Source organism: Comamonas trifloxystrobinivorans (assembly GCF_043359985.1).
GTDB classification, from domain to species: domain Bacteria; phylum Pseudomonadota; class Gammaproteobacteria; order Burkholderiales; family Burkholderiaceae_C; genus Comamonas; species Comamonas trifloxystrobinivorans.
Map to the genome: position 1 here is coordinate 74,729 of NZ_JBHZGV010000010.1, position 23,701 is coordinate 98,429.

The window sequence follows — 23,701 nt, forward strand, 5'->3', positions numbered from 1 at the left end:
TCCGGGCTTTTTTGTTTTCTGGCGCGCCAAAAAGCGTTCAGCGCAACACCGCCACGCCCTTGAGCTGCGCATGTACGGCCAATCCAGGCGCGAGCTGCAGCAGGCGGGATGAGCGGGCGGAGACCAGTGCCAGCAGTTGTGGCTGGGCTTCCGCGCGAGCGGCTGTGGATGCGTGTTGCAGCTGCAATTGCACCAATACCTGGCCGGGCGCGCTGGCGTGCACGGCGCTCACGACGGCGGGCAAGCTGTTGAGGATGGAGCTGCCGCTTTGCGCCTGCAGCGACAGGCTCACATCGCGGGCCAGTACGCGCAGGCGCACTCGTTCGCCGTGCTGATAGTGCGCGGCGGCTTCTGTCCAGTGCAGTTGTAGCGGGCTTTGTTGGCCGATCTGCATGCTCCACAAATGGTCTTGCGCATCGTGCGCGCAAACGCTGCCTTCGATGATGCTGGCCTGCTGCGCATCGGGCAGGGCTTGGGCGAGGGGTGAGTCGAGTTGCGTCAGCAGCTCGGCCACCGGGCCTTGCGCTACCACGCGGCCGGCTTGCAGCAGCAGCACCTGGTCGGCCAGGCGGCTCACTTCTTCGATGGAGTGGCTGACGTAGAGAATCGGCAGCGCGAGCTGCTCGCTGAGCTGGTCCAGATAAGGCAGCAGCTCGGCCTTGCGTTCGGCGTCCAGCGCAGCCAAGGGCTCGTCCATCAACAGCACACGCGGGCTGGTGGCCAGCGCTCGGGCAATGGCTACGCGCTGGCGCTCGCCGCCCGACAAAGTGGCCGGTTTGCGCGGCAGCAGCGGGCCAATGCCGAGCAGCTCTACCAGCTGCTCCAACTGCACGCGTTGCCGCGTGGCAGGCGTGCGGCGCAGGCCGTAGCGGATATTGTCTTGCGCGCTCAGGTGCGGGAACAGGCTGGCTTCCTGGAAGACATAGCCCAGCGCCCGCTGGTGCGTGGGCAGCCAGTGGCGGCTGGCGTCGTCCTGCCAGATTTCGCCATGCACGGCGACCCGGCCTTCAGCGCGCTCCAGCCCGGCGAGGCTGCGCAGTACGCTGGTCTTGCCGCAGCCCGAGGGGCCAAACAGCGCAGTGACGCCGTGGCCGGGCAAGTGCACATCCACATCAAGCACAAAATCAGCGCGTCGCAAGCGCAGGCGCGCGGCAATGCCGTTTTTGCTGTGCGTATCGTTCATAGCGGGCTCGCATGGTTTTTGTCACGCGGCTGCAGCCACTGCAGCGCTACCAATACCACAAAGGCAAACACCACCATGCCGCCAGCCAGCCAATGGGCTTGTGCGTATTCCATGGCTTCTACGTGGTCGTAGATTTGCACCGAGACCACGCGCGTCTGGCCTGGAATATTGCCACCCAGCATGAGCACAATGCCGAACTCGCCCACCGTGTGCGCAAAGGTCAGCACGGCGGCGGTGACAAAGCCTGGCCGCGCCAGCGGCAGCACCACGCTGAAGAAACGGTCGATGCGGCTGGCGCCCAAGGTGGCCGCTACTTCCAGCGGGCGAGCGCCCAGCGCCTCAAAAGCGCGCTGCAGCGGTTGCGTGGCAAACGGCAGTGAATACACGAGTGAGCCCACCACCAGCCCGGCAAAGGTGAAAGGCAAGCGGCCCAGACCCAGCGCCTGCGTGAGCTGGCCGATGGGGCCATTCGGGCCCATCAGCACCAGCAGATAAAAGCCGATTACTGTGGGCGGCAGCACCAGCGGCAGCGTCACCACGGCGCCAATCGGACCGCGCCAGCGCGAGCGCGTATGCGCCAGCCACCAGGCCAGCGGTGTGGCCAGTACCAAAAGCAAAACGGTGGTGACGCTGGCGAGCTCCAGCGTCAACCAGATGGCGGCCCAGTCGTCAGGGCTGAGGAGGGGAGGGCTCACAGTGGCGGCGTGTGGTTGGTGTGGGCAGTGGGCTGAGAAAACGTCCGCGCAGGGCTTGCGCGGACGCTGTGGGCAGAACGCAATTCAGTGGCTGTTGCGATTGTCTGGCATTCAGAATGCGTAGCCGTAGGATTGGATGATCGCTCGGGCCTTTTCGCCTTTCAGGTACTCCATCAACGCTTTGGCGGCGGCGTTGTCTTTGGCGTTGTTCAGCACGATGGCGTCTTGGCGAATCGGCTCGTGCATGGTTTTGGGCACGACCCAGGCCGAGCCTTCGCGCAGCTTGCCGTCTTCCATCACCTGCGAGAGCGCTACAAATCCCAGTTGCGCATTGCCGCTGGCGGCGAACTGGTAGGTTTGGCCGATGTTCTCGCCCTGCACGATCTTGGGCGTGACCTGGGCTGACAGCCCCAGCTTGTTCAGCGTCTCCATGGCGGCCTGGCCGTAGGGCGCGAGCTTGGGGTTGGCCACGGCAATGTGCTGGTAATCGCCGGTTTTGAGCACGGCGCCTTGCGCATCCACATAGCCCGCTTGCTTGCTCCACAGCACCAGCTGGCCGATGGCGTAGGTAAAGCGGCTGGCGTCTACGCCCTTGCCTTCCTTGGCCAGCTTTTCGGGCGTGCTGTCGTCGGCAGCGAGCAAGATGCCAAAGGGCGCGCCATTGTTGATCTGGGCGTAGAACTTGCCGGTGGCGCCAAACGACAGCACGGCTTTGTGGCCGGTGTCTTTCTCAAACTGCGCAGCAATTTTTTGCATGGGCGCGGTGAAGTTGGCGGCCACTGCCACGGCTACCTCATCGGCATGGGCAACGCTGCCGAAAGCGGTCAACAGGCAAAGGGCGAGAGGGGCAAGGCGCAAGGCTTTCATGGCAAGTTTCGCTATTCTTAAATGGAATAGCGAGTGTAGCCAGATTTGCCGGACCGACCAAGCGCCTGGGCCGATGGCCGCACAAAGCGTGCGAAGATGCGCGCCATGAATCGCCAAGCATCGCTAGCCGCTGCGCTCGCCGAGAAGCGCTCCGACCGCCGCATCGAAGTGCTGCGCCACATCCAGGTCTGCGGCTCCATCTCGGAGGCTGCGCGCCAGGTGGGCATCAGCTACAAGGCGGCCTGGCAGGCGCTCGATACGCTGTCCAATCTGGCCGGTGTGCAATTGGTGCAGCGCAGCGTGGGCGGCAAAGGCGGCGGTGGTGCTTTGCTGACGCCCGATGCCTTGCTGCTGCTGGAAGCGGCCGATGCCATGGGCCAGGCGCGCGAGCAGTTGCAAGCACAGTTGCAGCAGGCTCAGGCGCGCCAGAGTGATGCGGGGCCGGCAGTTATTTCAGTGGCCACCACGCTGGCACGTTTGCAGGTGGTTACCAGCATGCGCAACCAATGGCCTTGTGTGGTGGCCAAGGTCAGCCGCAGCGGGCCGCTGGTGGTGGTGCAAATGCATGGTGCTGAAGCGGGCGCGCAAGCTTTTGTCGTGCGCTCGCACATCACCCAAGAGAGCGCCCAGTTGCTGGGCTTGCGGCCCGGCTTGCCGGTGCTGGCCATGTGCAAGGCCACGGCGGTGAGTGTTACTGCAGCCGATTGTGCAGAGCCGCCAGCCGCCAACAGCTGGCGCGGCACTGTGGCCCGTGCCACGCGCGGCGGCGCGGTGCAAGAGCTGGCGGTGAGCGTGGACGCTGGTGTGCAGCTGGTCGGCTTTAGCCGCCAAGCCACTTCGCTGCGCGTACGTGCTGCCGTGCAAGTGCAGGTAGAGCCTTCGGCCGTGGTGATTGCGCTGAGCGGCGAGTAATCAGCGATGTGGGCTCTATAAGCGCAACCGTATAAAACGCCGGGTCAGCGCGGTTAAGCTTGCCGCATGCATATTTACCGATCCTCTCTCCTGCGTTTCAACGACGACGGCCAGGCGCTGTACGACGAAGACGGCCTGCTGGCCACCGCGCCCGGCAGCGACGGCCGCGAGCGCGTGCTGGCCGCAGGCAGTTGGCAGGCTTTGCACAAGCAGTACCTGGGCCAGCCGGGCGGCGAGGTGGTGGTGGAGCACCTGCCGGGCCGCATCATTGCGCCGGGCTTTGTCGACATGCACATCCACTACCCGCAGACCGATGTGATCGGTGCGCCCGCCAGCGGCTTGCTGCCCTGGCTGGAGAACTACACTTTTCCGCACGAATCGCGCTTTCACGATCGGGCCTATGCCGATGGCGTGGCCGATTTTTTTGCCGATGAGTTGCTGCGCAACGGTGTGACCACGGCCTTGGCCTTTGCCACTTCGCACCCGGCATCGGTAGACGCGATCATGGCGGCCGCGCAAAAGCGCCGCATGCGGCTGATCGCCGGCAAGGTGCTGCAAGACCGCAACAGCCCGGACGGCGTGCGCGACGATACCGAACAAAGCCTGGTCGATACCGAAGCCCTGATCCAGCGCTGGCATGGCGTGGACCGGCTCGGCTACGCGATCACGCCGCGCTTTGCGCCCACCAGCACGCCAGCGCAGTTGCGCGGCGCGGGTGAGCTGGCGGCCAAGTACAGCGATGTGTGGATCCAGTCGCACGTGGCAGAAAACCTGGACGAGATCGCCTGGGTGAAAGAGCTTTTCCCGGCGGCGCGCAGTTATTTGGCCGTGTACGACGATTTCGGTTTGATGCGCGAGCGCGCCGTGTATGCGCACTGCATCTGGCTCGATGCGGCCGACCGCCAGCTGATGCGCGAGACAAAATCCGCCGCCGCGGTAAGCCCTACCAGCAATTTGTTTCTCTCCAGCGGCTATTTCGATTACCAAAAGGCCGACGAGGCACACATGCTCTACGGCCTGGCCAGCGATGTGGGCGGCGGCATGAGCTTTTCGCCTTTCCGCACCATGCAGGCCGCCTATGTGGTGGGCCGCGAAGGCCATGCCAAGCAGGGCCAAAGCCTGTCGCCGCAGCATTTGTGGTGGCAGCACACGGCAGGCGCGGCGCGGGCGCTGGGCTTGCAAGGCGTGGTGGGCAACCTGCAACCGGGCTGCGAGGCCGATTTTGTGGTGCTCAACCCGCGTGCCACGCCGCTGCTGGCGCGCAAGGCCGACCAGGCGCGCAACCTCGACGAGCTGCTCTTTGGCATGGTCATCCTGGGCGACGACCGCCTGGTCGAGCAGACGCACATCGCCACCCAAGCTTGATTTCTGCCGCTGGAGTGGGGTTCCTCAACTGGCGTGCAAGCCCCGCCAGCTATGAAAACGATAGTAGACCCTCGCGCTCGGTGATCACAAGCCATTCGCTACAATCACCGCCCAGGAGTTTTAGACATGAGCATTCAAAGCGACAAGTGGATCCGCCGCATGGCAGAACAGCACGGCATGATCGAGCCGTTTGAGCCCGGCCAGGTGCGCCAGGTCGATGGCAAGAAGATCATCAGCTACGGCACATCGAGCTACGGCTACGACATCCGCTGCGCGCGCGAGTTCAAGGTCTTCACCAACATCCACAGCACCGTGGTCGATCCGAAGAATTTCGACGAAAAGAGCTTTGTCGATTTCGAAGGTGATTACTGCATCATCCCGCCCAACAGCTTTGCGCTAGCCCGCACCGTGGAGTATTTCCGCATTCCGCGCGATGTGCTGACGGTCTGCCTCGGCAAGAGCACCTATGCGCGCTGCGGCATCATCGTCAACGTGACGCCGTTCGAGCCCGAGTGGGAAGGCTATGTGACGCTGGAGTTCTCGAACACCACGCCGCTGCCCGCCAAGATTTATGCCGGTGAAGGCTGCGCGCAGGTCTTGTTCTTCAAGGGTGACGAGGAGTGCGAGGTGAGCTACAAGGACCGCAACGGCAAGTACCAGGGCCAGCACGGCGTGACTTTGCCCAAGGCCTGATAGCCGCCGGCAACCAGCAAAAGCCATCCCCGTAGCGGATGGCTTTTTTTGTGATTACCGGCGCGAGAGCTGGACGCGCCGCGTCTGTTAGCGATTTGCAAATTTTGTTCAATTGGGTGAAATGCTGTCCCGCAGGCACGGCGCGGCCGCGTTGCGCAACAGGCACAGCGGCCACAATTGCGCTACTGTAGCGGGCAGCTCAACAAGATATAGGTGGCGTCAGAGCGGCGCAAGGAGAGAGACGATGAAATGGGAAGGCAATCGCGAGTCTGAGAACGTGGAAGACCGGCGCGGCCAGGGTGGCGGCGGAGGCGGCGGCTTTGGCATTGGCGGGCGCAGCATCGGCATTGGCACGATCGTGATCGCGCTGATTGGCTGGGGCGTGTTCGGCATCAACCCGCTCACCACCATTGGCGTGCTCTCGGGCAGCGGCTCGTCGGCACCGCAAAGTGCGCCTGCGCCACAGGCAGCGTCCAACGACGCGGGCGGCCGTTTTGTGAAAACGGTGCTGGCATCGACCGAAGACGTGTGGGGCGATATTTTTGCCAAGAGCGGCGCGCAATACCAGGCGCCGCGCCTGGTGCTGTTCACCGGCGCTACCCGCACGGCTTGCGGCACCGGCCAGGCGGCCATGGGCCCGTTCTACTGCCCGGCCGATTACAAGGTCTATCTGGACATGGACTTTTTCAACACCATGAGCCGCCAGCTCGGCGCACCCGGCGAATTTGCCCGCGCCTACGTGGTGGCGCATGAGGTAGGTCACCATGTGCAGAACCTGCTCGGCATCTCGGGCAAGGTGGACGGCATGCGCGGCCGCATTAGCGAGCGCGACCAGAACGCGCTCTCGGTGCGCCTGGAGTTGCAGGCTGACTGCTATGCCGGCATTTGGGCCAACCACTCGCAGCAGGCCAAGAGCTGGCTGGAGCAGGGCGATATTGAATCGGCCGTGAACGCCGCCCAGCAGATTGGCGACGACAAGCTGCAGCGCGAATCGACCGGCGTGGTGCGCCCCGACAGCTTCACCCACGGCTCCAGCGCGCAGCGCGTGCGTTGGTTCACCCAAGGTTACAAGACGGGCAGCGTGCAGTCTTGCGACACCTTCAACGCGGGCAGTTTGTAAGCGGATGGCTGTTCACCCAGCCTGAGGATCTTGGCTGCCAGTGGTCGATGCAAGGCGTGTTTCGAGGGAAACGCGGCTGCAAAGAGCGCTGGCAGCTTTTTCATTTTGGCGCACGAGCCTGCGCTGGACAGCGACCCGCTTCAGCATCGGCCCTGGCTTTCCCATACGCCGTAGCACGCTTGCGTGCAAAACCCGGCCCCAATCCGTAAGCGGGTACGGGGTTAAGCGCAGCAACGATTTGTCCAGAGTGCGACAATAGGGGGCTTACATGACAAATTCTTTCTCCAACCTACATCTGGCCGAGCCCTTGGCCAAAGCCATCGCCGAGATGGGCTACGAATCCATGACGCCTATCCAGGCCCAGGCGATCCCTGTGGTGCTGACGGGCAAAGACGTCATGGGCGCGGCCCAAACGGGTACCGGCAAGACGGCCGCCTTCTCGCTGCCGCTGCTGCAGCGCATGATGGCGCACGAAAACAGCTCTGCCTCGCCAGCCCGCCACCCGGTGCGCGCTCTGGTGCTGCTGCCCACGCGTGAGCTGGCTGACCAGGTGGCCCAGCAGATTGCCCAGTTTGCCAAGCACACCAAGCTGCGCAGCACCGTGGTGTTTGGCGGTATGGACATGAAGCCGCAGACCATCGAGCTGAAAAAAGGCGTTGAGGTGCTGGTGGCCACGCCTGGCCGCTTGCTCGACCACATCGAAGCCAAGAACGCCGTGCTCAACCAGGTGGAATACGTGGTGCTGGACGAGGCCGACCGCATGCTCGACATCGGTTTCCTGCCCGATCTGCAGCGCATCCTGTCGTACCTGCCTAAAAAGCGCACCACCTTGCTGTTCTCGGCCACTTTCTCGCCCGAGATCAAGCGCCTGGCCGGCAGCTACCTGCAAGACCCGATCACGATCGAGGTGGCGCGCCCCAACGAAACCGCGTCCACGGTGGAGCAGCGCTTTTTCAGTGCCAGCGACGACGACAAGCGCCGCGTGCTCGTCAAGGTGCTGCGCGACCGCCAGATCCGCCAAGCTTTCGTTTTCGTCAACAGCAAGCTCGGCTGCGCCCGTCTGACGCGCTCGCTGGAGCGCGACGGCCTGCGGGCTGCCGCTTTGCACGGCGATAAAAGCCAGGACGAGCGCTTGAAGGCGCTGGAAGCCTTCAAGCAAGGCGAAGTCGATCTGCTGGTGTGTACCGATGTGGCCGCCCGTGGCCTGGACATCAAGGACGTGCCGGCGGTTTTCAACTTCGACGTGCCCTTCAACGCCGAAGACTACGTGCACCGCATTGGCCGTACCGGCCGCGCTGGCGCATCCGGCCTGGCGGTAACGCTGGTGACGGGCGCTGATGCACGCCATGTGAGCGATATTGAAAAGCTCACCAAGAAGAAAATCGACGTCGAGCCGTTTGCGCTGGAAGAGCGCAGCCGTGGCGGTGGCGACCGCGACCGTTATAACGACGGCCACCGCGAGCGCCGTGATACGCGCAGCCGCGACCGCAGCCGTGAAGAAGAGCCGCAAGACCGCCGCGAGCGCTACCGCCCGGCGCCTGTTTCGCGCGATCCGTTCTTTGACAAGCCTTACGAAGCCAAGGCTGCCGAGCCCGCTGCCTGGGATGCCAGCGCCAAGCCGGTGCCCGCCCGCGGTGCTGCCAGCACCAAGGCCCGCCGCAAGGTGGCAGCGCTGTTCAAACCCATGCCTGTTAGCAACGGCAACAGCGAATCCTGATTCTCTGCCGCCAACCCAAGAAAAAAGCCTCTGCATGGTTCAGAGGCTTTTTTGTATCTGCTCGCTGGGTAAGGCTTAACCGGGTTGCTGTGCTTGCTCGCACTGCACATGGATCAGCTCCCGTTCCGCCAGGTTTGCGCCAAAGCGCACGGCCGTCAGGCAGCCGCCCCAGACGCAGCCGGTATCGAGCGCGATCAGATGCGGGCGGTTCAGCTCGCCCAGCGTGGACCAGTGGCCAAAGGCGATCGTGGTGTTGGCGGCGGCGCGGCCCGGTAGATCAAACCAGGGCATCAGGCCAGGCGGGGCGTCGGCGGCGCTTTCGGCGCTGTCAAAGTCCATGCTGCCATCGGGCGCGCAAAAACGCATGCGGGTGAGCACATTGGTGATGACGCGCAAGCGCTCCATGCCGCCCAGTTGCTCGCTCCACTGGTTTGGCTCGTTGCCGTACATGGCCTGCAAAAACTGAGGTAGATCAGGACTTTGCAGCACGGTTTCCACCTCGCGTGCATAGCGCAGCGTGTCGGCCAGGCTCCAGTTTTTGTGCACGCCGGCGTGCACCATCAGCAGGGTTTCGCCGCCCAGCTCGTGCGTGCGGACCAAGGGCTGCTCGCGCACCCACTGCAGCAGCTGCGCTGCATCGGGTGCCTCCAGCACTTGCAGCAAGGTGTCGCGGCGGGAGAATTTGCGCCGACCGTTGGCAGCAGCCAGCAGGTGCAGGTCGTGGTTGCCGAGCAGAGCCCTGATGCTGCCGCCCGAAGCCATGCAGCGGCGCAGGGTTTTTTCCGAATCCGGCCCCCGGTTGACCAGGTCGCCCACGAGGTAGACGGTGTCGCGGCTGGGCGAGAAATCGATGGTCTCGAGCAGGCGCTGCAAAGCGCCATCGCATCCCTGGATATCTCCAATACAGTACAGTGACATGCTTGTTGAACTACTTTTGAACTATTTTGTTAGACGTACTCTTGATCGCGCTTTTGACCCTGCTCAACGGCGTCTTTGCCATGTCGGAGCTGGCGCTGGCCAGCAGCCGCAAGTCACGCTTGCTGGCCATGGCAGAAAGCGGCGATAAGGGCGCCAAAGCGGCGCTGGATCTGCTCGACAATCCTACCCAGTTTCTCTCGTCAATCCAGGTGGGCATCACCTCGATTGGCATGCTCAATGGCATTTTTGGCGAGGCTGCTTTCAGCGCAGGTCTGGCAGATTGGCTGATGACGGTGGGCGTGCCCAACTCGGTCGCCTCGGTGGTCGCCACGGCGACGGTGATTATCGTCATTACTTTCATGACCATCGTGTTTGGCGAGCTGGTGCCCAAGCGCATCGGTCAAATGTACCCAGAAGCCTCGTCGCGCGTGATCGCGCTGCCGCTGACCTGGGTGTCCAAGGTCGCCAAGCCCTTTGTCTGGCTGCTGGCCATTTCGGCCCAGGCGGTGTTGCGCCTGCTGCGCATCAAGGACGAATCCAACCGTGCGGTGACTGAAGAAGAAATCGTCGCTAGCCTCGATGAAGGCCGCGACGCCGGCGTGATCGAGCAGCACGAGCACCAAATGGTGCAAAACGTCTTCCATCTGGACGACCGCCCCTTGATCTCGATGATGGTGCCGCGTGGCGATGTGCAGTGGCTCGATGCGCACCTGACGGTGGCTGAAGCCTTGCACGAGGTGCGTGCCGCCGGCGGCAAGGGCGCGCACTCCTGGTACCCGGTGTGCCGCGAGTCGCTGGACAACGTGGTGGGCCTGGTTCGCGTGGCGCACATGCTGGATGTGGCCGATCCCAAGAGCACCTTGGTGGCTGATCTGGCGGTGGCGGCTAACTATGTGCCAGAAACTCTCAGCGGCTTTGAATTGCTGGAGCAGTTCCGTGCCCGTGCCGGCCGCATGATATTTGTGGTGGACGAATATGGCGTGGTGCAAGGCATTATCACGCCGCGCGATTTGCTCGAAGCCATTACAGGCGAGCTTAAACCCGGCGCCGCCAGCGAAGCCTGGGCTGTGCAGAACGAAGACGGATCCTGGTATCTCGATGGTTTGATGCCGGTATCAGAGCTGAAGTCGCGCCTGGAGATCAAGGAATTACCTGACGAAGACAAGGGCCGTTACAACACCTTGGCGGGTATGTTGATGGCGGAATCGGGCCATATGCCACCGGTGGGCGAGAAGATATATTGCGCTGGCTGGGTTTTTGAGGTGACGGCGCTGGAGGGTAAACGCGTCGACAAGGTAATTGCACGCCCTGATTTGGGCGACGCCGATTACTAAAGGCTCGGAACCGGCACGTTGTATCAACTAAATACAAATTTACTTTTTCTTTATGTGTCTATAGTGTCTCGGGCATTGGCTGATTTCAGATTTTGGTTATACTGCAGCGGTCAAAAACATTAAATGGATTCGCAAACATGACTACTTTGAAGGAAATCGACGCCCAGTTGGCCGCCCTGCAAGCCCAGCGTGAAGAGATTCGCAAGAACGAACTCAAGAACGTGGTGGACAAGGTGCGTAGCCTGGTGGCCGAATATGGCCTGAGCGAGCAAGACGTGTTTCCTCCTGCACGTGGCGGCCGTGGTGTTGGCACGGGTGCCAAAGTGGCTCCTAAATACCGCGATCCAGCCACCGGCGCTACCTGGACCGGCCGTGGCAAGGCTCCCAAGTGGATTGACGGCCAAGACCGCGAGAAATTCGCCATCTAATGCCTGTTTCCCCCAAAAAAACCCGCTTCGGCGGGTTTTTTTATGCCTCTAAAAAGCATATGGAGCAAGCGGGGTGCTACAAGGTTCGTGCTTTTCATAGTCGGTTGCTATGGTAACTATTGATATATCGATAGCCTTATTGCTCTAATTACTGATTAAATCGAGATAGGCAGAAACTCAGGCAAATGCCTGGCGCCAAAAGCGTGCATATGGCTGTGGCCGCTGCTGGCAAGGTCTTGGGCGGCGGGTGCGGCTTGTCTATCCCGGATGACATACAAATAGCGCTGCTCCGGAGTAGACTGCACTGAGAACATGTTGATGAATCCCCCGTGCGAAGCTTGTTCTTGCACGGTGGTTCGTGAACATGCGCAAGCCGATGGCTGGTTGGTAATGCCGTTTGAAAACAGGAGCTACGATGAAGTCGAGTACCCCCGTGCAAGGCAAACACGCTTTTGCATCCACCCTGAAATCTGTGCAGCTGGGCAAAGCTGGCAAAGGCAGTTTTTATTCGCTGCCGGCCCTGGCCAAGCAATATCCCAATATCAAGCGCTTGCCGGTGTCGCTGCGTATCGTGCTCGAATCGGTGCTGCGCAACTGCGATGGCCAGCGCGTGCTGCCCGAGCATGTGGAGCAACTGGCCAACTGGAAGCCGCGTGCTGAGCGCAGCGAAGAGATTCCTTTTGTTGTCTCGCGCGTGGTGCTGCAAGACTTTACCGGCGTGCCCTTGCTGGCCGATCTGGCGGCCATGCGCAGCACGGCTGACCGTCTGGGCAAAAAGCCCAAGGCCATCGAGCCGCTGGTACCAGTAGATCTGGTGGTGGACCACTCGATCATGGTCGATTACTACGGCAGCAAAAACGCGCTTGATCTGAACATGAAGCTGGAGTTCGAGCGCAACAACGAGCGCTACCAGTTCATGAAATGGGGCATGCAGGCCTTTGACACCTTTGGCGTGGTGCCGCCGGGCTTTGGCATCGTGCACCAGGTCAACCTGGAATACCTGGCGCGCGGCGTGCACAAGACCAAAGATGCGGTCTACTACCCCGACTCGCTGGTCGGCACCGACAGCCACACCACCATGATCAATGGCGTGGGTGTAGTGGCCTGGGGCGTCGGCGGTATCGAGGCCGAGGCGGCCATGCTGGGCCAGCCGGTGTACTTTTTGACGCCCGATGTGGTGGGCTTTGAGCTGACCGGCAAGCTGCGCGAAGGCGTGACCGCCACCGACTTGGTGCTGACGGTGACCGAAATCCTGCGCCGCGAAAAAGTGGTGGGCAAGTTTGTCGAGTTCTTCGGCAAGGGCACGCGCAGCCTCTCGGTGCCCGACCGTGCCACTATTGGCAATATGGCGCCCGAGTACGGTGCCACCATGGGCTTTTTCCCGGTCGATGAGAAAACCATCGACTACTTCGAGGGCACGGGCCGCACCAAGACCGAGATCGAAGCCTTTGAAGCCTACTTCAAGGCGCAAGACTTGTTTGGCGTGCCGCAGGCGGGCGATATCGATTACTCGCACGTGGTGTCGCTCGATCTGTCTACCGTGGCGCCCAGTCTCGCCGGCCCCAAGCGTCCGCAAGACCGTATCGAAATTGGCCAGGTGGCGGGCAAGTTTGCCGAGCTGTTCACCGCGCCCGCAGCAGAGAATGGCTTCAACCTGCCGTTGGAAAAGCTGGGGCAGCCGGTGCACGTGCACATCAACGGCTCGGGCGAGATCTCCGAGCCGGGCGATTCCAAGCCGGTGGCCGCCGGTGCGCCGCGCAATGCCGTTGAAATGGTGTCCAACAAGCCGGCGGTTGATGACCCGGCCGCCAGCATCCAGGCGGCCGACCATGCGGTTGAGCGCATCGAGGGCCGCAATATTGATCTGCACAATGGCGATGTGCTGATTGCCGCCATCACCAGCTGCACCAACACCTCGAACCCCAGCGTCATGCTGGCCGCGGGCTTGCTGGCCAAAAAGGCAGTGCAGGCGGGCCTGAGCGTCAAGCCGCACGTTAAAACCTCGCTGGCCCCAGGCTCGCGCCTGGTGACTCTGTACCTGACGGAATCGGGCCTGCTGCCTTATCTGGAGCAACTTGGCTTTGCCATTGCCGGCTATGGCTGCACCACCTGTATTGGTAATGCTGGCGATTTGCTGCCCGAGTTCAATGCCGCCATCCAGCAAAACGACCTGGTCTGTGCGGCCGTGCTCTCGGGCAACCGCAACTTCGAGGCGCGCATCCACCCCAATATCCGCGCCAACTTTCTGGCCAGCCCGCCGCTGGTGGTGGCCTACGCCATTGCCGGCAACGTGCGCAAGGATTTGATGACTGAGCCGGTGGGCAAGGGCAAGGATGGCCGCGATGTGTTCCTGGGCGACATTTGGCCCAGCACGGACGAAGTGCAAAAGCTCATGAAGTACGCCATGAACGGCAAAGCCTTCCGCGCCAACTACGAAAAGGTCAGCGCCGAGCCCGGCAAACTCTGGGAAAAGATCAAGGGCGTGACCGGTGCTACCTACAACTGGCCGTCCAGCACCTATATTGCCGAGCCACCGTTCTTCAAGAACTTCGCGCTGGAGCAGCATGTCAGCAGCGCAGCGGCTGACGGCTATGCGGTGCGCGGTGCCCGGGTGATGGCCTTGTTTGGTGATTCGATCACCACCGACCACATCTCGCCGGCCGGCTCGATCAAAGAGACCTCGCCCGCTGGCCAGTGGCTGCTGGCGCATGGCGTGAAAAAGGTCGATTTCAACAGCTACGGCTCGCGCCGTGGCAACCACGAGGTGATGATGCGCGGCACCTTCGCCAATGTGCGCATCAAAAACCAGATGCTGCCGGCCAAACCCGATGGCTCGCGCGAAGAGGGCGGCCTGACCATCTACCAAAACCCGGGCGAGGACAAGGGCCGCAAGCTCTTCATTTATGACGCGGCCATGCGCTACATGGCCGCGGGCACACCCACCGTGGTGTTTGCTGGCGAGGAATACGGCACCGGCTCCAGTCGCGACTGGGCGGCCAAGGGCACGCAGCTGCTGGGTATCAAGGCCGTGGTGGCGCGCAGCTTTGAGCGCATCCACCGCTCCAACCTGGTGGGCATGGGGGTGCTGCCGCTGCAGTTCAAGGCGGGCGAGAGCTGGGAAACGCTCCAGCTGCAGGGCGACGAGCAGATCGAGGTGATTCCCGATCCGTCGCTGGCACCGCGCAGCAAGGCCAAACTGGTGATCCAACGCGCCGACGGCAGCCGCAGCGAGACCGAGTTGGTGTTGCGTATCGACACGCCGATTGAGGTCGAGTATTACAAGGAGGGCGGTATACTTCCTTTTGTGCTGCGCCAGCTGCTGTAAGCAACTGCTAGCCTGGCAGCCGCAACGGGCCCTGTTCTGCAGGGCCCGTTTGCTTTTGCTGGCAATTGCTGGTCAAATACCGAAACACTCGTTTACCTTTTTTTACCTGACGGCTCCGATGGCTCGCCCGTACACCCCTTTATCGCTTGGACGGCGTTTGCGCGAAACGCACACGCGGGTGGTGCTGTGCCTGCTGGGCGGTGGCGCGCTGCTGGCCGGGCTGATGGCGGCCGATACGCAGGGCGTCGGCTTTGCTGCTGCTTTGGCCGTGTGGCTGCAATTGCTGGTGTTGCTGGCTGCCTTGGCCACCATTGGCTGGGGCGCGCGCTTGCTGCTGCAAAGCACGGCTGGCGGTGCGCCTGTTGGGCGTCCCTTGTGGGTGTGCAGCGCGGTGGTGCTGGCGCTGTACACCGTGCTGGCGGCATTGCCGGTAAGCACAAGCAGCTACGCCGGGCCCTTGGTGTGGCCGGTGATAGCAGTTAATCTACTGTTTTCAATAACTTTATTGATTATTTCAATAGATGCGAGCCACGCAGGCCGCGCAGGCCTGGCCTCGAGCACCGAGCGCTCCAGCAGCCTGCAACTGCGCAGCAATGCCGGTGTGTTGGTGATGCTGGCGGCGCTGGCCCTGGTGGTGGCCATTGTGGCGCGTGGTTTGGTGCAGCTGGAGTGGGTGCTGCACTATGGTTTGCCGGTCTGGATGCTGCTGTGCGGCGCCAAGGCCTGGGTGGCAGCGCGTGGGCTGGTGGGGCGCTCGAGCCGCTGGCCGGTGCTCAGCCTGGTGGCTGCACTGGCGCTGGCTGCAGTGGCGCAATGGGCGCAGTCCGCGCCCGCGTGGCAGCCCTGGGCCACGGCGCTCATGCATGTGGCTTGGTGCTATGCGCTGTCGATTGTGGCGCTGGTGCTGTTGATGGCGTCGGTGCGGCACACTTTGGTGGGCTGGGCTTCGGCGCACCCGCAGCGCCTGCAGGGGGCGGAATGGCTGGAGCAGGCGCCGATTGGCATGGTGCGGGTCGATGGCTCGGGCGCCATCGTCCATGCCAACCAGACGCAACTCGATTGGCTGGGCGTGAAAAGCCTCACCGGCCAGCCCTGGACGCAAGCACTCGCGCCGCAACTGCGTGAGCAGGCGGCCGACTGGATGGAGCGCCTGCGCGCTGGCGAATCGCTGGCTTTCGAGCAATGCCTGCAAACCCCGCACGGCCAGCGCTTTTTGCAAACCGACCTGATGGTAGCGCCGCAAGGCTTTGACGAGCACGCCTTCTTGCTGCTGTCGCACGATGTCTCCATGCAAAAGCTCATGGCGGGCCGCGTGCAGGAGCAGCAGTCGCAACTGGTATCGCTGGTCAGCGCCATCCCCGATCTGGTAGTGCTCAAGGGCGTGGATGGCCGCTTTCTGCACTGCAACCAGGCTTTTGAGCGCCTGGTAGGCCTGAGCCACGCACAAATCATTGGCCGCACCACCACCGATCTGGGGCTGGACAGCCGCCTGCCGTCGGAGGTGGAAACCGATCTGCGTGCCCGCAGCTCAATGACGCCGGTGGTCTACGAAGCCAGTCTGCGCTTTGCCGACAACGGCTACCAGGGCCGCTTCGAAATCACCAAATCGGCCATCCGCTCGGCCAGCGGCGAAGTCACCGGCCTGCTGTGCATCTGCCGCGATCTGGCCGAGCGCAGCCAGGCGCGCAAAGAGATCGAGCGGCTGGAGTTCTTTGATGTGCTCACCGGCCTGCCCAACCGCCGCATGATGATGGATCGGCTCGAATGGTCGATCCGCTCCTGCCGTTTGCGCGCCAGCTATGCGGCGCTGCTGTTCATCGACCTGGACAATTTCAAGGACGTGAACGATTCGCTCGGCCACCAGCAAGGCGACCGCCTGCTGTGCGAAGTGGGCAAGCGCCTGATTGCCAGCGTGCGCAGCGGCGATGTGGTGGCACGTTTTGGTGGCGACGAGTTCGTCATCCTGGTGGAACACCTGGGCGGCGTGCGCGAGCAGGCCGAGAGCCATGTGCGCGGCGTGGTCGAGCACCTGATCAGCCGCTTCAACCAGCCATTCACGCTGGACGGCAGCTCCCACTACAGCACGCCCAGCATCGGCGTGACCGTGTTTGGTGACGACGAAGTGCACAGCGCCGAAGAGCTGCTCAAGCGTGCCGACATGGCCATGTACGAGGCCAAATCGGCCGGCCGCAACACGCAGCGCTTCTTCGACCCGCAGATGCAGGCCCTGGTCAATGCGCGCGCGCACCTCGAATCTGATCTGCGCCACGCCATCCATGGCGGCGAGCTGCAGGTCTACTACCAGCCGGTGATGAACGGCGGCGGCCAGTTGCTGGGCGCCGAGGCGCTGGTGCGCTGGTGCGCTGGCGCCACCCGGCGCGCGGGCTGATCATGCCGATCGAGTTTATCGACCTGGCCGAGCAGACCGGCCTGATTGTTGATTTGGGCAGCTTTGTCATGCGCACTGCCTGCCACCAACTGGCCCAGTGGGCGAAAAGCGCGTCGACGGCCTGCCTGACGATTGCCGTCAACGTCAGCCCGCGCCAGTTCCGCAACAAAGGCTTTGTCGACGAAGTGCTGGCGATTGTCGAAGAAACCGGCGCCAACCCCGCCAAGCTCAAGCTGGAGCTGACCGAGAACCTGCTGCTCGGCGATGTGAACGAAACCGTGGGCCGCATGCGCGAGCTCAAGGAGCGCGGCGTGGGCTTCTCGCTCGACGACTTTGGCGTGGGCTATTCCTCGCTGGCCTACCTCAAGCGCCTGCCGCTCGACCAGCTCAAGATCGACCGCAGCTTTGTCAATGACGTGCTCAGCGACGTGAACGATGCCGTCATCGTGCGCACCATCCTGGCGCTGGCGCACAACCTGGAGCTGGAAGTGGTGGCCGAGGGCGTGGAAAACTCCGACCAGGTCGACTTCCTCGTCAGCAACGGCTGCGAGCGCTTTCAGGGCTACCACTTCGGCCGCCCGGTGCCGATCAGCGAGTTCGAGCGCCTGCACGGCTTTGCGCGTTGCGGCGCGATTTGACAGTCACTTGCTGCTGAGGTTTTTGTCGCTGTGCAAACTGGGCACAATGGCGGTATGCAAGAACAGATTCTGATTGCTGGCGGCGGCATCGGCGGCTTGGCCGCCGCGTTGGCCACCAGCCTGGCGGGCTCGGAAGTGCGGCTCTTTGAACGTGCTGCCGCCTTCAGCGAAGTAGGTGCCGGCGTGCAACTGGGGCCGAACGTGGTGCGCCGCCTGCAGGCCTGGGGCTTGCAAAAGGCGCTGCAAAACGTGGCGGCTTTTCCTTCAGCCTTGGTATCGCGCAACGCCAGCAATGGCGAAGTATTGGCCCAGCTGGAGCTGGGTGCCGACGCGGTAGAGCGCTACGGCGCCGCCTACGCCACCATCCACCGTGCCGATCTGCATGAGCTCTTGCTGCAGGCCGTGCAACAGCGCGCTGATGTGCACCTGAACCTGGAACACCCGGTCGACTACCACGAGGACAACGGCGAGGTGGTCACCATCACCACCAAGCACGGCAAAAAAATCGAAGGCGATGCGCTGATTGGCGCGGACGGCGTCTGGAGCCGCACCCGCTTGCGCATGCTGCACGATGCGCCGCCGCGTGTGACCGGCCATTTGGCCTACCGCGCCCTGCTGCCGCAGGCCCAACTGCCGCCGGCGCTGCGCACCACGGTCATCACTGCCTGGATGGGGCCGCGCTTCCATGCCGTGCAGTACCCGGTGCGCCGGGGCGAGTTGCAGAATCTGGTCATCATTGTCGAAGGCCAAGCGCCGGACGATCTGGAAACCTGGGACCACAAGGCCAATGCCGCCGATCTGCAGCGCCATTTGGCCGGCGCGCACCGCCAATTGCTCGATCTGGTGCAAGCCGTGGCCAGCGCAGGCGCGCAGTGGCGTTTGTGGCCGCTGGCAGACCGCGTACCGGTAGCAGGCCCGCACGAAATGGCACACGGCCTGGTGGCTTTGCTGGGCGATGCCGCACACCCCATGCGCCCTTATCTGGCGCAAGGAGCAGGCATGGCCATCGAAGACGCGGCCGAGCTGCAACGCGCCCTGACCATGCACGACCTCGACTTGTCTCTGCGCCTGCGCCGCTACGCGCTCAACCGCTGGCAACGCAATGCCCGCGTGCAAGCGCGCGCCATCCGCAACGGGGACATCTTCCATGCTCGCGGTCTGGTGGCTTTGGGCCGCGATACGGCATTGCGTACCTTGGGCGCCAAATTGATGGATGTGCCCTGGCTCTACCGCGGTGACGGGTCTACCGCTTCGGCGCTGTAAATTGGCGTCATTGCGTCGTTTGGCGCTGTTTCAGAGCTGGCCTTCGGTCAGTGTATGCAGCTGAAACTGGCCACTTTCGTCCCACAGCCAAGTCTCGGTATAAATGGTTTGCGCCAGGCGCAGCGCGGCCGGGAAGGGCGCTGCGTCGTACACCATGTCTTCAATCTGCTGCACCACCTCCGGCGCATGGCTGGGTTCGCGCAACCAGTTCAGGCCCTGGATCTGGCCTTGCGCGTCGAGGTACAGCTCCAGGCTGCCAATCGCGTACAGCATGGGCGGCAACGGGCCTTGGTAAATGCGGCTGGCATAGCGCTCGTAGAGGTGGCGCGCGCATTCGCGGCGGTATTCTTCTTCATTGCGAGCCGTCGACAAAACCAGCGGTGCTTGTGGTGCAGCAGCGGCTGGCTCAGCAGCTTGCTCGCTGTGCGATGGTTCGGCAGCAGTGCCGGGCGCAGCGCTGTCACCAATCAGTTTTTGCCAGAAGCGTTGCCAGGCGTTGGTAGGGCGTTCAGTCATGGTAGAAACGAAAGCATGCAGCGCGGCGGGTGCGCTGCGCTCAAATAAAACGGGGGCGAGATGCGTGCGTTGCAGCAACTGCTGGGCCGGCTGGCGGCGGAAACCGCCTGCCTGGTCGAGGTAGAGTCTACACAGGGATCAGCTCCGCGCGAGCCGGGAGCCTGGATGGCCGTGTTTGCCAGTGGCCAGATCGGCACCATCGGCGGCGGTCAGCTCGAATGGCTGGCGGCCGAGCAGGCGCGCCGCATGCTCGCTGCGGGCACCGCCGAGCAGCGCGAACGCTATCCGCTGGGCCCCAAGCTGGGCCAGTGCTGTGGTGGCGTGGTGCATTTGCGCTTGCGTCTGGTACAGGCTGCAGACCGGGCCGAGTTGCAGCACAAACTGGCTGAACAGCTGGCACCCGTTGCCCTGTTTGGCGCCGGCCATGTGGGCGCGGCGCTGGTGCAAGTGCTGGCGCCTTTGCCCTTGCAGCTGATTTGGGTGGACAGCCGCGAAGCCGTGTTCCCAGCGCAATTGCCTGCCAACGTGGTGGCCGAGCATTCCGACCCCATCGAGGCAGCGGTGGCCGATTTACCGGCAGGCTGCAGCGTTTTCATCCTCACGCACAACCACCAGCAAGACCTGCAGCTGACACAAGCCTGCTTGCAGCGCTTGCGCAGCAGCAACGACCTGGGCCTGGTCGGCCTGATCGGCAGCGCCACCAAGCGCGCCAGCTTTGCGCACCGCCTGGCCGAACGCGGCTTTGGCGACGATGAATTTGCACGCATCACCTGCCCGATCGGCCTGCCCGGCATTACCGGCAAAGCGCCCGAAGTGATTGCGGTGGCCGTGGCGGCGCAGTTGTTGCAGTATTTGCGGTGTTGATGAAAAGCGGCTCAGTGCGCCGCAGGGCCAGGTGGGCGTTCCTGTGCTTGCTTTCGCAAGCGTCTGGTCCGCCAGCTCGCAACCAGAAGCACCAGCAAGGCCCACAGGCCGCTGACCGTGGTCGTCAGCTTGGAGCGCCCTGAGAACGAGGGCTGAAACAGTGCCCGCATCAAGGTGCTGCCCAGCGTGCGCTGCTCGGGCCATACATGGCCGATTCGGTGACTGCTTTCATGCTGCGAAATGACGAGCAGCAGCAAGCCACACGCTGCTAACGCAGCCAAGGCCAGCCGTTGGGCCGATTGCGCGGTCTCCAAAGATTTGCCGAAACAAGCAAACGCCAATGCGGCGGTCAGCAACAGCCCTGGCTGCAGCCACCGTTTGAGAGCCTCGATTCCTGGTTGGTAGTTGTCGTACAGGGAGGCGGTAGCGGCCAGCACATAAATGCCAACCAGATACAGCAGCAGAAATGTCCAAAAAACCATGCTCGGCCAGAGCCGCATGGGCGAAGTCGAAGTGCGCAACATGTGGGCGATTGTGGGCAAGTCCGGTGAGCTGAGGATGAGGTCGGTGTGAGCTGGCGATAGACTGCCCGCGGCCATTGCACCCAGGCGAAAGCTGCACTCTGCTGCACTGCATCAGGGTTTTTTCTAGCGTATTGGTGGTGTGCCAGCCACCCGCAGTCGGCAAAAATTGCATACACTTTGCGTCTACAAAATGGTCGCAGCGGTGCCCAGGCGTCAAGCCCTTGATTGCTGTGGAGCGCGACCGCTTGGCTGCTCAGAGCGCCCGCAGTGGTGAGCAGCTGGCTCGGGATGGCGGCGGCCGGGTGCCGCGCCACCCGCACTGGCAGCCCCCACGCTGCCAAGGATGGGTGCGATGGAAGGCTATATCCTCGATTGGGCGAACCTGTTGCTGCGCTGGTTGCATGTGATCACTGCGATTGCCTGGGTCGGTTCGTCGTTCTACTTTGTGTTTCTGGACAGCAGCCTCACGCCGCCCGAAGACGAAGACCTCAAGAAACAAGGCGTCAGCGGCGAGCTCTGGGCCGTGCACGGCGGTGGCTTCTACCACCCGGTCAAGTTCAATGTCTCGCCGCCCAAGCTGCCCGACCACCTGCACTGGTTCTACTGGGAGAGCTACACCACCTGGCTGTCGGGCTTTGCGCTGCTGACGGTGTCGTACCTGTGGAACGCCAATATCTACCTGGTCAACCCCGCCAACCCCAATGCCATGAGCGCACCGCTGGCCGTGTTCACGGCGCTGAGCTTTCTGGTGGTGTTCTGGCTGCTCTATGACGGTATTTGCCGCGTGTTCGGCCAAAAGAAGAACGGCGATGGCATTGTCGGCGCGCTGGTGCTGGTGCTGGTCTGCATTGCAGCCTATCTGGCTTGCCACATCTTCCCCGGCCAGGCAGCGTTTTTGCTGATGGGTGCCATGCTCGCCACTTCGATGAGCGCCAACGTGTTCTTCTGGATCATCCCCGGCCAGCGCACCGTGGTGCGCGCGCTCAAGAATGGTGACCCGGTCGATCCCATCCACGGCAAGCGCGGCAAGCAGCGCAGCGTGCACAACACCTATTTCACGCTGCCGGTGCTGTTTGCCATGCTCTCCAACCACTACGGCTGGCTCTACAACCAGAAGTACAACTGGCTGGTGCTGATTTTCATGATGTTTGCCGGCGCCGCGATCCGCCAGTTCTTTGTGCTGCGCCATGGCTTCAAGCTCGGGCGCAACAAGCATCCCTGGCCTTACGCCGTGATTGGCGTGGCGGTGATGCTGGGGGTGATGGCCTGGCTCAAGCCCGGCCCGCAAGCGGCAGCGGCCGCACCCGTGGCGGCGCAGCCGGCATCGGCCGATGCCGTGCCGTACAGCCAGGTGGCCAAAGTGTTTGCCCAGCATTGCGTGGTTTGCCACAGCTCCAGCGGACTGGCGCAAAAGAACGTCAAGCTCGATGTGGCGGGCGAGGTGGCGCAGCACACGCAGCAAATCTACCAACAGGTCGTGGTGCTCAAGAAAATGCCTTTTGGCAATCCCGACAGCCTGAACGCGCAAGAGCGTGAGCTGGTCAAACGCTGGTTCGAGAGCGGGGCCTCCACCGCACCTTGAGCTGAAAGCGGCAACTGCTCAAAAAGCAATGCCTCCGAACGGAGGCATTGCTTTTTGCCGCGCCAGTTTGGCCAGCGCGGGCGAGATGGCTCAGCGAGCCATCAGCCGATCAGAAGCGGTGGCGCATGCCGACACCGAAGCTGGTGCCACTGCCAAAGCTCTTGACCTTGTCGTACATCACGATGGCATAGCCGTCGGTGCGCTTGGACAAGTCGTAGTTGTAGCCGACCGAGACGGTATCGCGCTTGGCTTCGCTGTCTTGCAGCTTGCTGTGGGCGTAGGCGGCCAGGATGCGGCTGTTGGCGGTCAAAGGCACGGTGGCGCCCAGGCTGGCGGTCTTGATCTTGTAATCGGTGTCCTTGCCGGTGGTCTGGCCGTAGGTGGCGTAGAGCTTGGCCACGGTCAGGTCGTAGCTGGCACCCAGCATCCAGTTCTTGTGGTTCTCATCCAGCACGGTGGGCACCGGGTTGGACATGTCCACGTTTTCGTAGAAGCCGGTCACGGCCAGCGGGCCGTTGGCGTAGGTGGCGTTCAGACCGATGTTGTTCTTGCCGCCCTTGCCAGCTTGTTCGCCAAACTGGTAGTGCAGGTTGCCGCTGAAGCCGGCCACGTTAGGCGTGCTGTAGATGACTTGGTTGCTCCAGCCCGTGTCCGACGGGTTGGACGACTGCCAGCCGCTCTTGTTGAACAGCGACACGTTTTGGTGCAGCACCAGGGGCGAGAAGGTGAACGAATCACCAAATGGGTTCATCGAGATGGTGGGGATGAAGTTGGGCGCCACGGTGCGGCCCAGCGTCACGGCACCAAAGCCGCCCGACAGCGACACCAGCGCGTCGCGCGACCAGAAGTTGTCGCCACCAAAACGGCCAGGGGTGCCGGTGTCGGCGCGCATGAAGCCGGTCAGTGCAAAGTTGGCCTTGAGGCCGCCGCCCAGGTCTTCCGTGCCCTTGAAGCCGAACCACGAGGTGGTCATGCCGCCGCTGCCGACGACATTGCTGCGGCCATCGTCGCCAGGGGCTTTCATCGAGCCGACATACATGTCGACCAGGCCGGTGGCGGTGACCGACGATTGTGCGTGGGCGCCAGCGGCGCAAGCTGCCAAAGCAGCCAGAGCCAGCAATTTCTTGTTGTTCATAGCAGTCTTTCGTTACAAGTGTTGGAATTTGTTTGTGAGGGCAATTATGAAGTGAATGCCAGCCTACGACCAGCAAAAGCTGTGCCAAAACAAGAAAGTTGCGTGCAAAACTGCAGAACTGTGGCGTTCATGCAGCAGCACCACTGAAGTGCCTTTGTCTGGCTGCATAGGCTTATCGGCTGGCTGAATTGATTTAGCTCAATGCAACAAAGCGGTAGTCGCGGCACAGTTCT

Annotated in this window: 20 protein-coding genes; 13 read left to right on the plus strand and 7 right to left on the minus strand. The window is 62.7% G+C overall.

What is annotated here, in order from left to right:
• Window positions 1-37 precede the first annotated feature (37 nt).
• The 3 genes from modC to modA form a co-directional block, all read right to left on the minus strand.
• Window positions 38-1,183, minus strand: a complete 1,146-nt coding sequence (gene modC / locus ACFIQF_RS13465; protein WP_393943561.1) for a molybdenum ABC transporter ATP-binding protein — start codon at window positions 1,181-1,183, stop codon at window positions 38-40.
• Window positions 1,180-1,878 (minus strand): molybdate ABC transporter permease subunit, encoded by a 699-nt coding sequence (gene modB, locus ACFIQF_RS13470; RefSeq protein WP_393943563.1) that lies wholly within the window; start codon window positions 1,876-1,878, stop codon window positions 1,180-1,182. The genes modC and modB overlap by 4 nt, the downstream gene beginning before the upstream one ends.
• Window positions 1,879-1,989: 111 nt before the next feature.
• Window positions 1,990-2,745: a molybdate ABC transporter substrate-binding protein gene (modA, locus tag ACFIQF_RS13475; protein WP_393943565.1), complete on the minus strand. Its 756-nt coding sequence runs from the start codon at window positions 2,743-2,745 to the stop codon at window positions 1,990-1,992.
• Window positions 2,746-2,850: 105 nt separating this feature from the next.
• Here modA and ACFIQF_RS13480 point away from each other — a divergent pair, with 105 nt between their 5' ends.
• The 5 genes from ACFIQF_RS13480 (at window position 2,851) to ACFIQF_RS13500 (ending at window position 8,552) form a co-directional block, all read left to right on the plus strand.
• Window positions 2,851-3,657, plus strand: coding sequence for a TOBE domain-containing protein (locus ACFIQF_RS13480; protein ID WP_393943566.1), 807 nt, complete (start codon window positions 2,851-2,853; stop codon window positions 3,655-3,657).
• 66 nt (window positions 3,658-3,723) lie between these two features.
• Window positions 3,724-5,022 (plus strand): guanine deaminase, encoded by a 1,299-nt coding sequence (guaD, locus tag ACFIQF_RS13485; RefSeq protein WP_393943567.1) that lies wholly within the window; start codon window positions 3,724-3,726, stop codon window positions 5,020-5,022.
• A 126-nt stretch (window positions 5,023-5,148) separates the two neighbouring features.
• The gene (gene dcd, locus ACFIQF_RS13490) at window positions 5,149-5,715 is read left to right on the plus strand and encodes a dCTP deaminase (RefSeq protein WP_393943569.1); all 567 of its coding nucleotides are present in this window, start codon (window positions 5,149-5,151) and stop codon (window positions 5,713-5,715) included.
• A 244-nt stretch (window positions 5,716-5,959) separates the two neighbouring features.
• A complete protein-coding gene (gene ypfJ, locus ACFIQF_RS13495; protein ID WP_393943571.1) occupies window positions 5,960-6,835 on the plus strand; it encodes a KPN_02809 family neutral zinc metallopeptidase in 876 nt (291 codons plus the stop codon).
• A gap of 268 nt (window positions 6,836-7,103) precedes the next feature.
• Complete coding sequence (locus ACFIQF_RS13500) at window positions 7,104-8,552, plus strand: DEAD/DEAH box helicase (protein WP_393943572.1); 1,449 nt, start codon at window positions 7,104-7,106, stop codon at window positions 8,550-8,552.
• A gap of 75 nt (window positions 8,553-8,627) precedes the next feature.
• Here ACFIQF_RS13500 and ACFIQF_RS13505 read toward each other — a convergent pair whose 3' ends face one another.
• Window positions 8,628-9,470, minus strand: a complete 843-nt coding sequence (locus ACFIQF_RS13505; protein WP_393943574.1) for a symmetrical bis(5'-nucleosyl)-tetraphosphatase — start codon at window positions 9,468-9,470, stop codon at window positions 8,628-8,630.
• Between the two features lie 80 nt (window positions 9,471-9,550).
• Between ACFIQF_RS13505 and ACFIQF_RS13510 the strand changes: the two genes are divergently transcribed.
• The 6 genes from ACFIQF_RS13510 to ACFIQF_RS13535 all read left to right on the plus strand — a co-directional run bounded on the left by ACFIQF_RS13510 (window position 9,551) and on the right by ACFIQF_RS13535 (window position 18,847).
• On the plus strand, window positions 9,551-10,804 hold the full coding sequence (locus tag ACFIQF_RS13510; protein WP_393943832.1) for a hemolysin family protein: 1,254 nt from the start codon (window positions 9,551-9,553) through the stop codon (window positions 10,802-10,804).
• Between the two features lie 137 nt (window positions 10,805-10,941).
• Window positions 10,942-11,232 (plus strand): H-NS histone family protein, encoded by a 291-nt coding sequence (locus tag ACFIQF_RS13515; RefSeq protein ID WP_393943576.1) that lies wholly within the window; start codon window positions 10,942-10,944, stop codon window positions 11,230-11,232.
• Between the two features lie 415 nt (window positions 11,233-11,647).
• A complete protein-coding gene (locus ACFIQF_RS13520; protein WP_393943577.1) occupies window positions 11,648-14,557 on the plus strand; it encodes an aconitate hydratase in 2,910 nt (969 codons plus the stop codon).
• A gap of 157 nt (window positions 14,558-14,714) precedes the next feature.
• Window positions 14,715-16,946 carry a putative bifunctional diguanylate cyclase/phosphodiesterase gene (locus ACFIQF_RS13525; RefSeq protein ID WP_393943579.1) on the plus strand — a complete coding sequence of 744 codons (2,232 nt, stop codon included), beginning with the start codon at window positions 14,715-14,717 and terminating at the stop codon, window positions 16,944-16,946.
• A gap of 2 nt (window positions 16,947-16,948) precedes the next feature.
• A complete protein-coding gene (locus ACFIQF_RS13530; protein WP_393943581.1) occupies window positions 16,949-17,584 on the plus strand; it encodes a putative bifunctional diguanylate cyclase/phosphodiesterase in 636 nt (211 codons plus the stop codon).
• Between the two features lie 54 nt (window positions 17,585-17,638).
• On the plus strand, window positions 17,639-18,847 hold the full coding sequence (locus ACFIQF_RS13535) for an FAD-dependent monooxygenase (RefSeq protein ID WP_393943583.1): 1,209 nt from the start codon (window positions 17,639-17,641) through the stop codon (window positions 18,845-18,847).
• Between the two features lie 30 nt (window positions 18,848-18,877).
• On the opposite strand, the gene ACFIQF_RS13540 is transcribed toward ACFIQF_RS13535, so the two are convergent.
• Window positions 18,878-19,363 carry a hypothetical protein gene (locus ACFIQF_RS13540; RefSeq protein WP_393943585.1) on the minus strand — a complete coding sequence of 162 codons (486 nt, stop codon included), beginning with the start codon at window positions 19,361-19,363 and terminating at the stop codon, window positions 18,878-18,880.
• 60 nt (window positions 19,364-19,423) lie between these two features.
• Between ACFIQF_RS13540 and xdhC the strand changes: the two genes are divergently transcribed.
• Window positions 19,424-20,227 carry a xanthine dehydrogenase accessory protein XdhC gene (gene xdhC / locus ACFIQF_RS13545; protein WP_393943587.1) on the plus strand — a complete coding sequence of 268 codons (804 nt, stop codon included), beginning with the start codon at window positions 19,424-19,426 and terminating at the stop codon, window positions 20,225-20,227.
• An 11-nt stretch (window positions 20,228-20,238) separates the two neighbouring features.
• Here xdhC and ACFIQF_RS13550 read toward each other — a convergent pair whose 3' ends face one another.
• Window positions 20,239-20,751, minus strand: coding sequence for a hypothetical protein (locus tag ACFIQF_RS13550; protein WP_393943589.1), 513 nt, complete (start codon window positions 20,749-20,751; stop codon window positions 20,239-20,241).
• 352 nt (window positions 20,752-21,103) lie between these two features.
• Here ACFIQF_RS13550 and ACFIQF_RS13555 point away from each other — a divergent pair, with 352 nt between their 5' ends.
• The gene (locus ACFIQF_RS13555; protein ID WP_393943591.1) at window positions 21,104-22,333 is read left to right on the plus strand and encodes a urate hydroxylase PuuD; all 1,230 of its coding nucleotides are present in this window, start codon (window positions 21,104-21,106) and stop codon (window positions 22,331-22,333) included.
• 109 nt (window positions 22,334-22,442) lie between these two features.
• Here the strand turns inward: ACFIQF_RS13555 and ACFIQF_RS13560 are convergent, their stop codons facing one another.
• The gene (locus tag ACFIQF_RS13560; protein ID WP_393943593.1) at window positions 22,443-23,468 is read right to left on the minus strand and encodes a porin; all 1,026 of its coding nucleotides are present in this window, start codon (window positions 23,466-23,468) and stop codon (window positions 22,443-22,445) included.
• Between the last annotated feature and the right edge of the window lie 233 nt (window positions 23,469-23,701).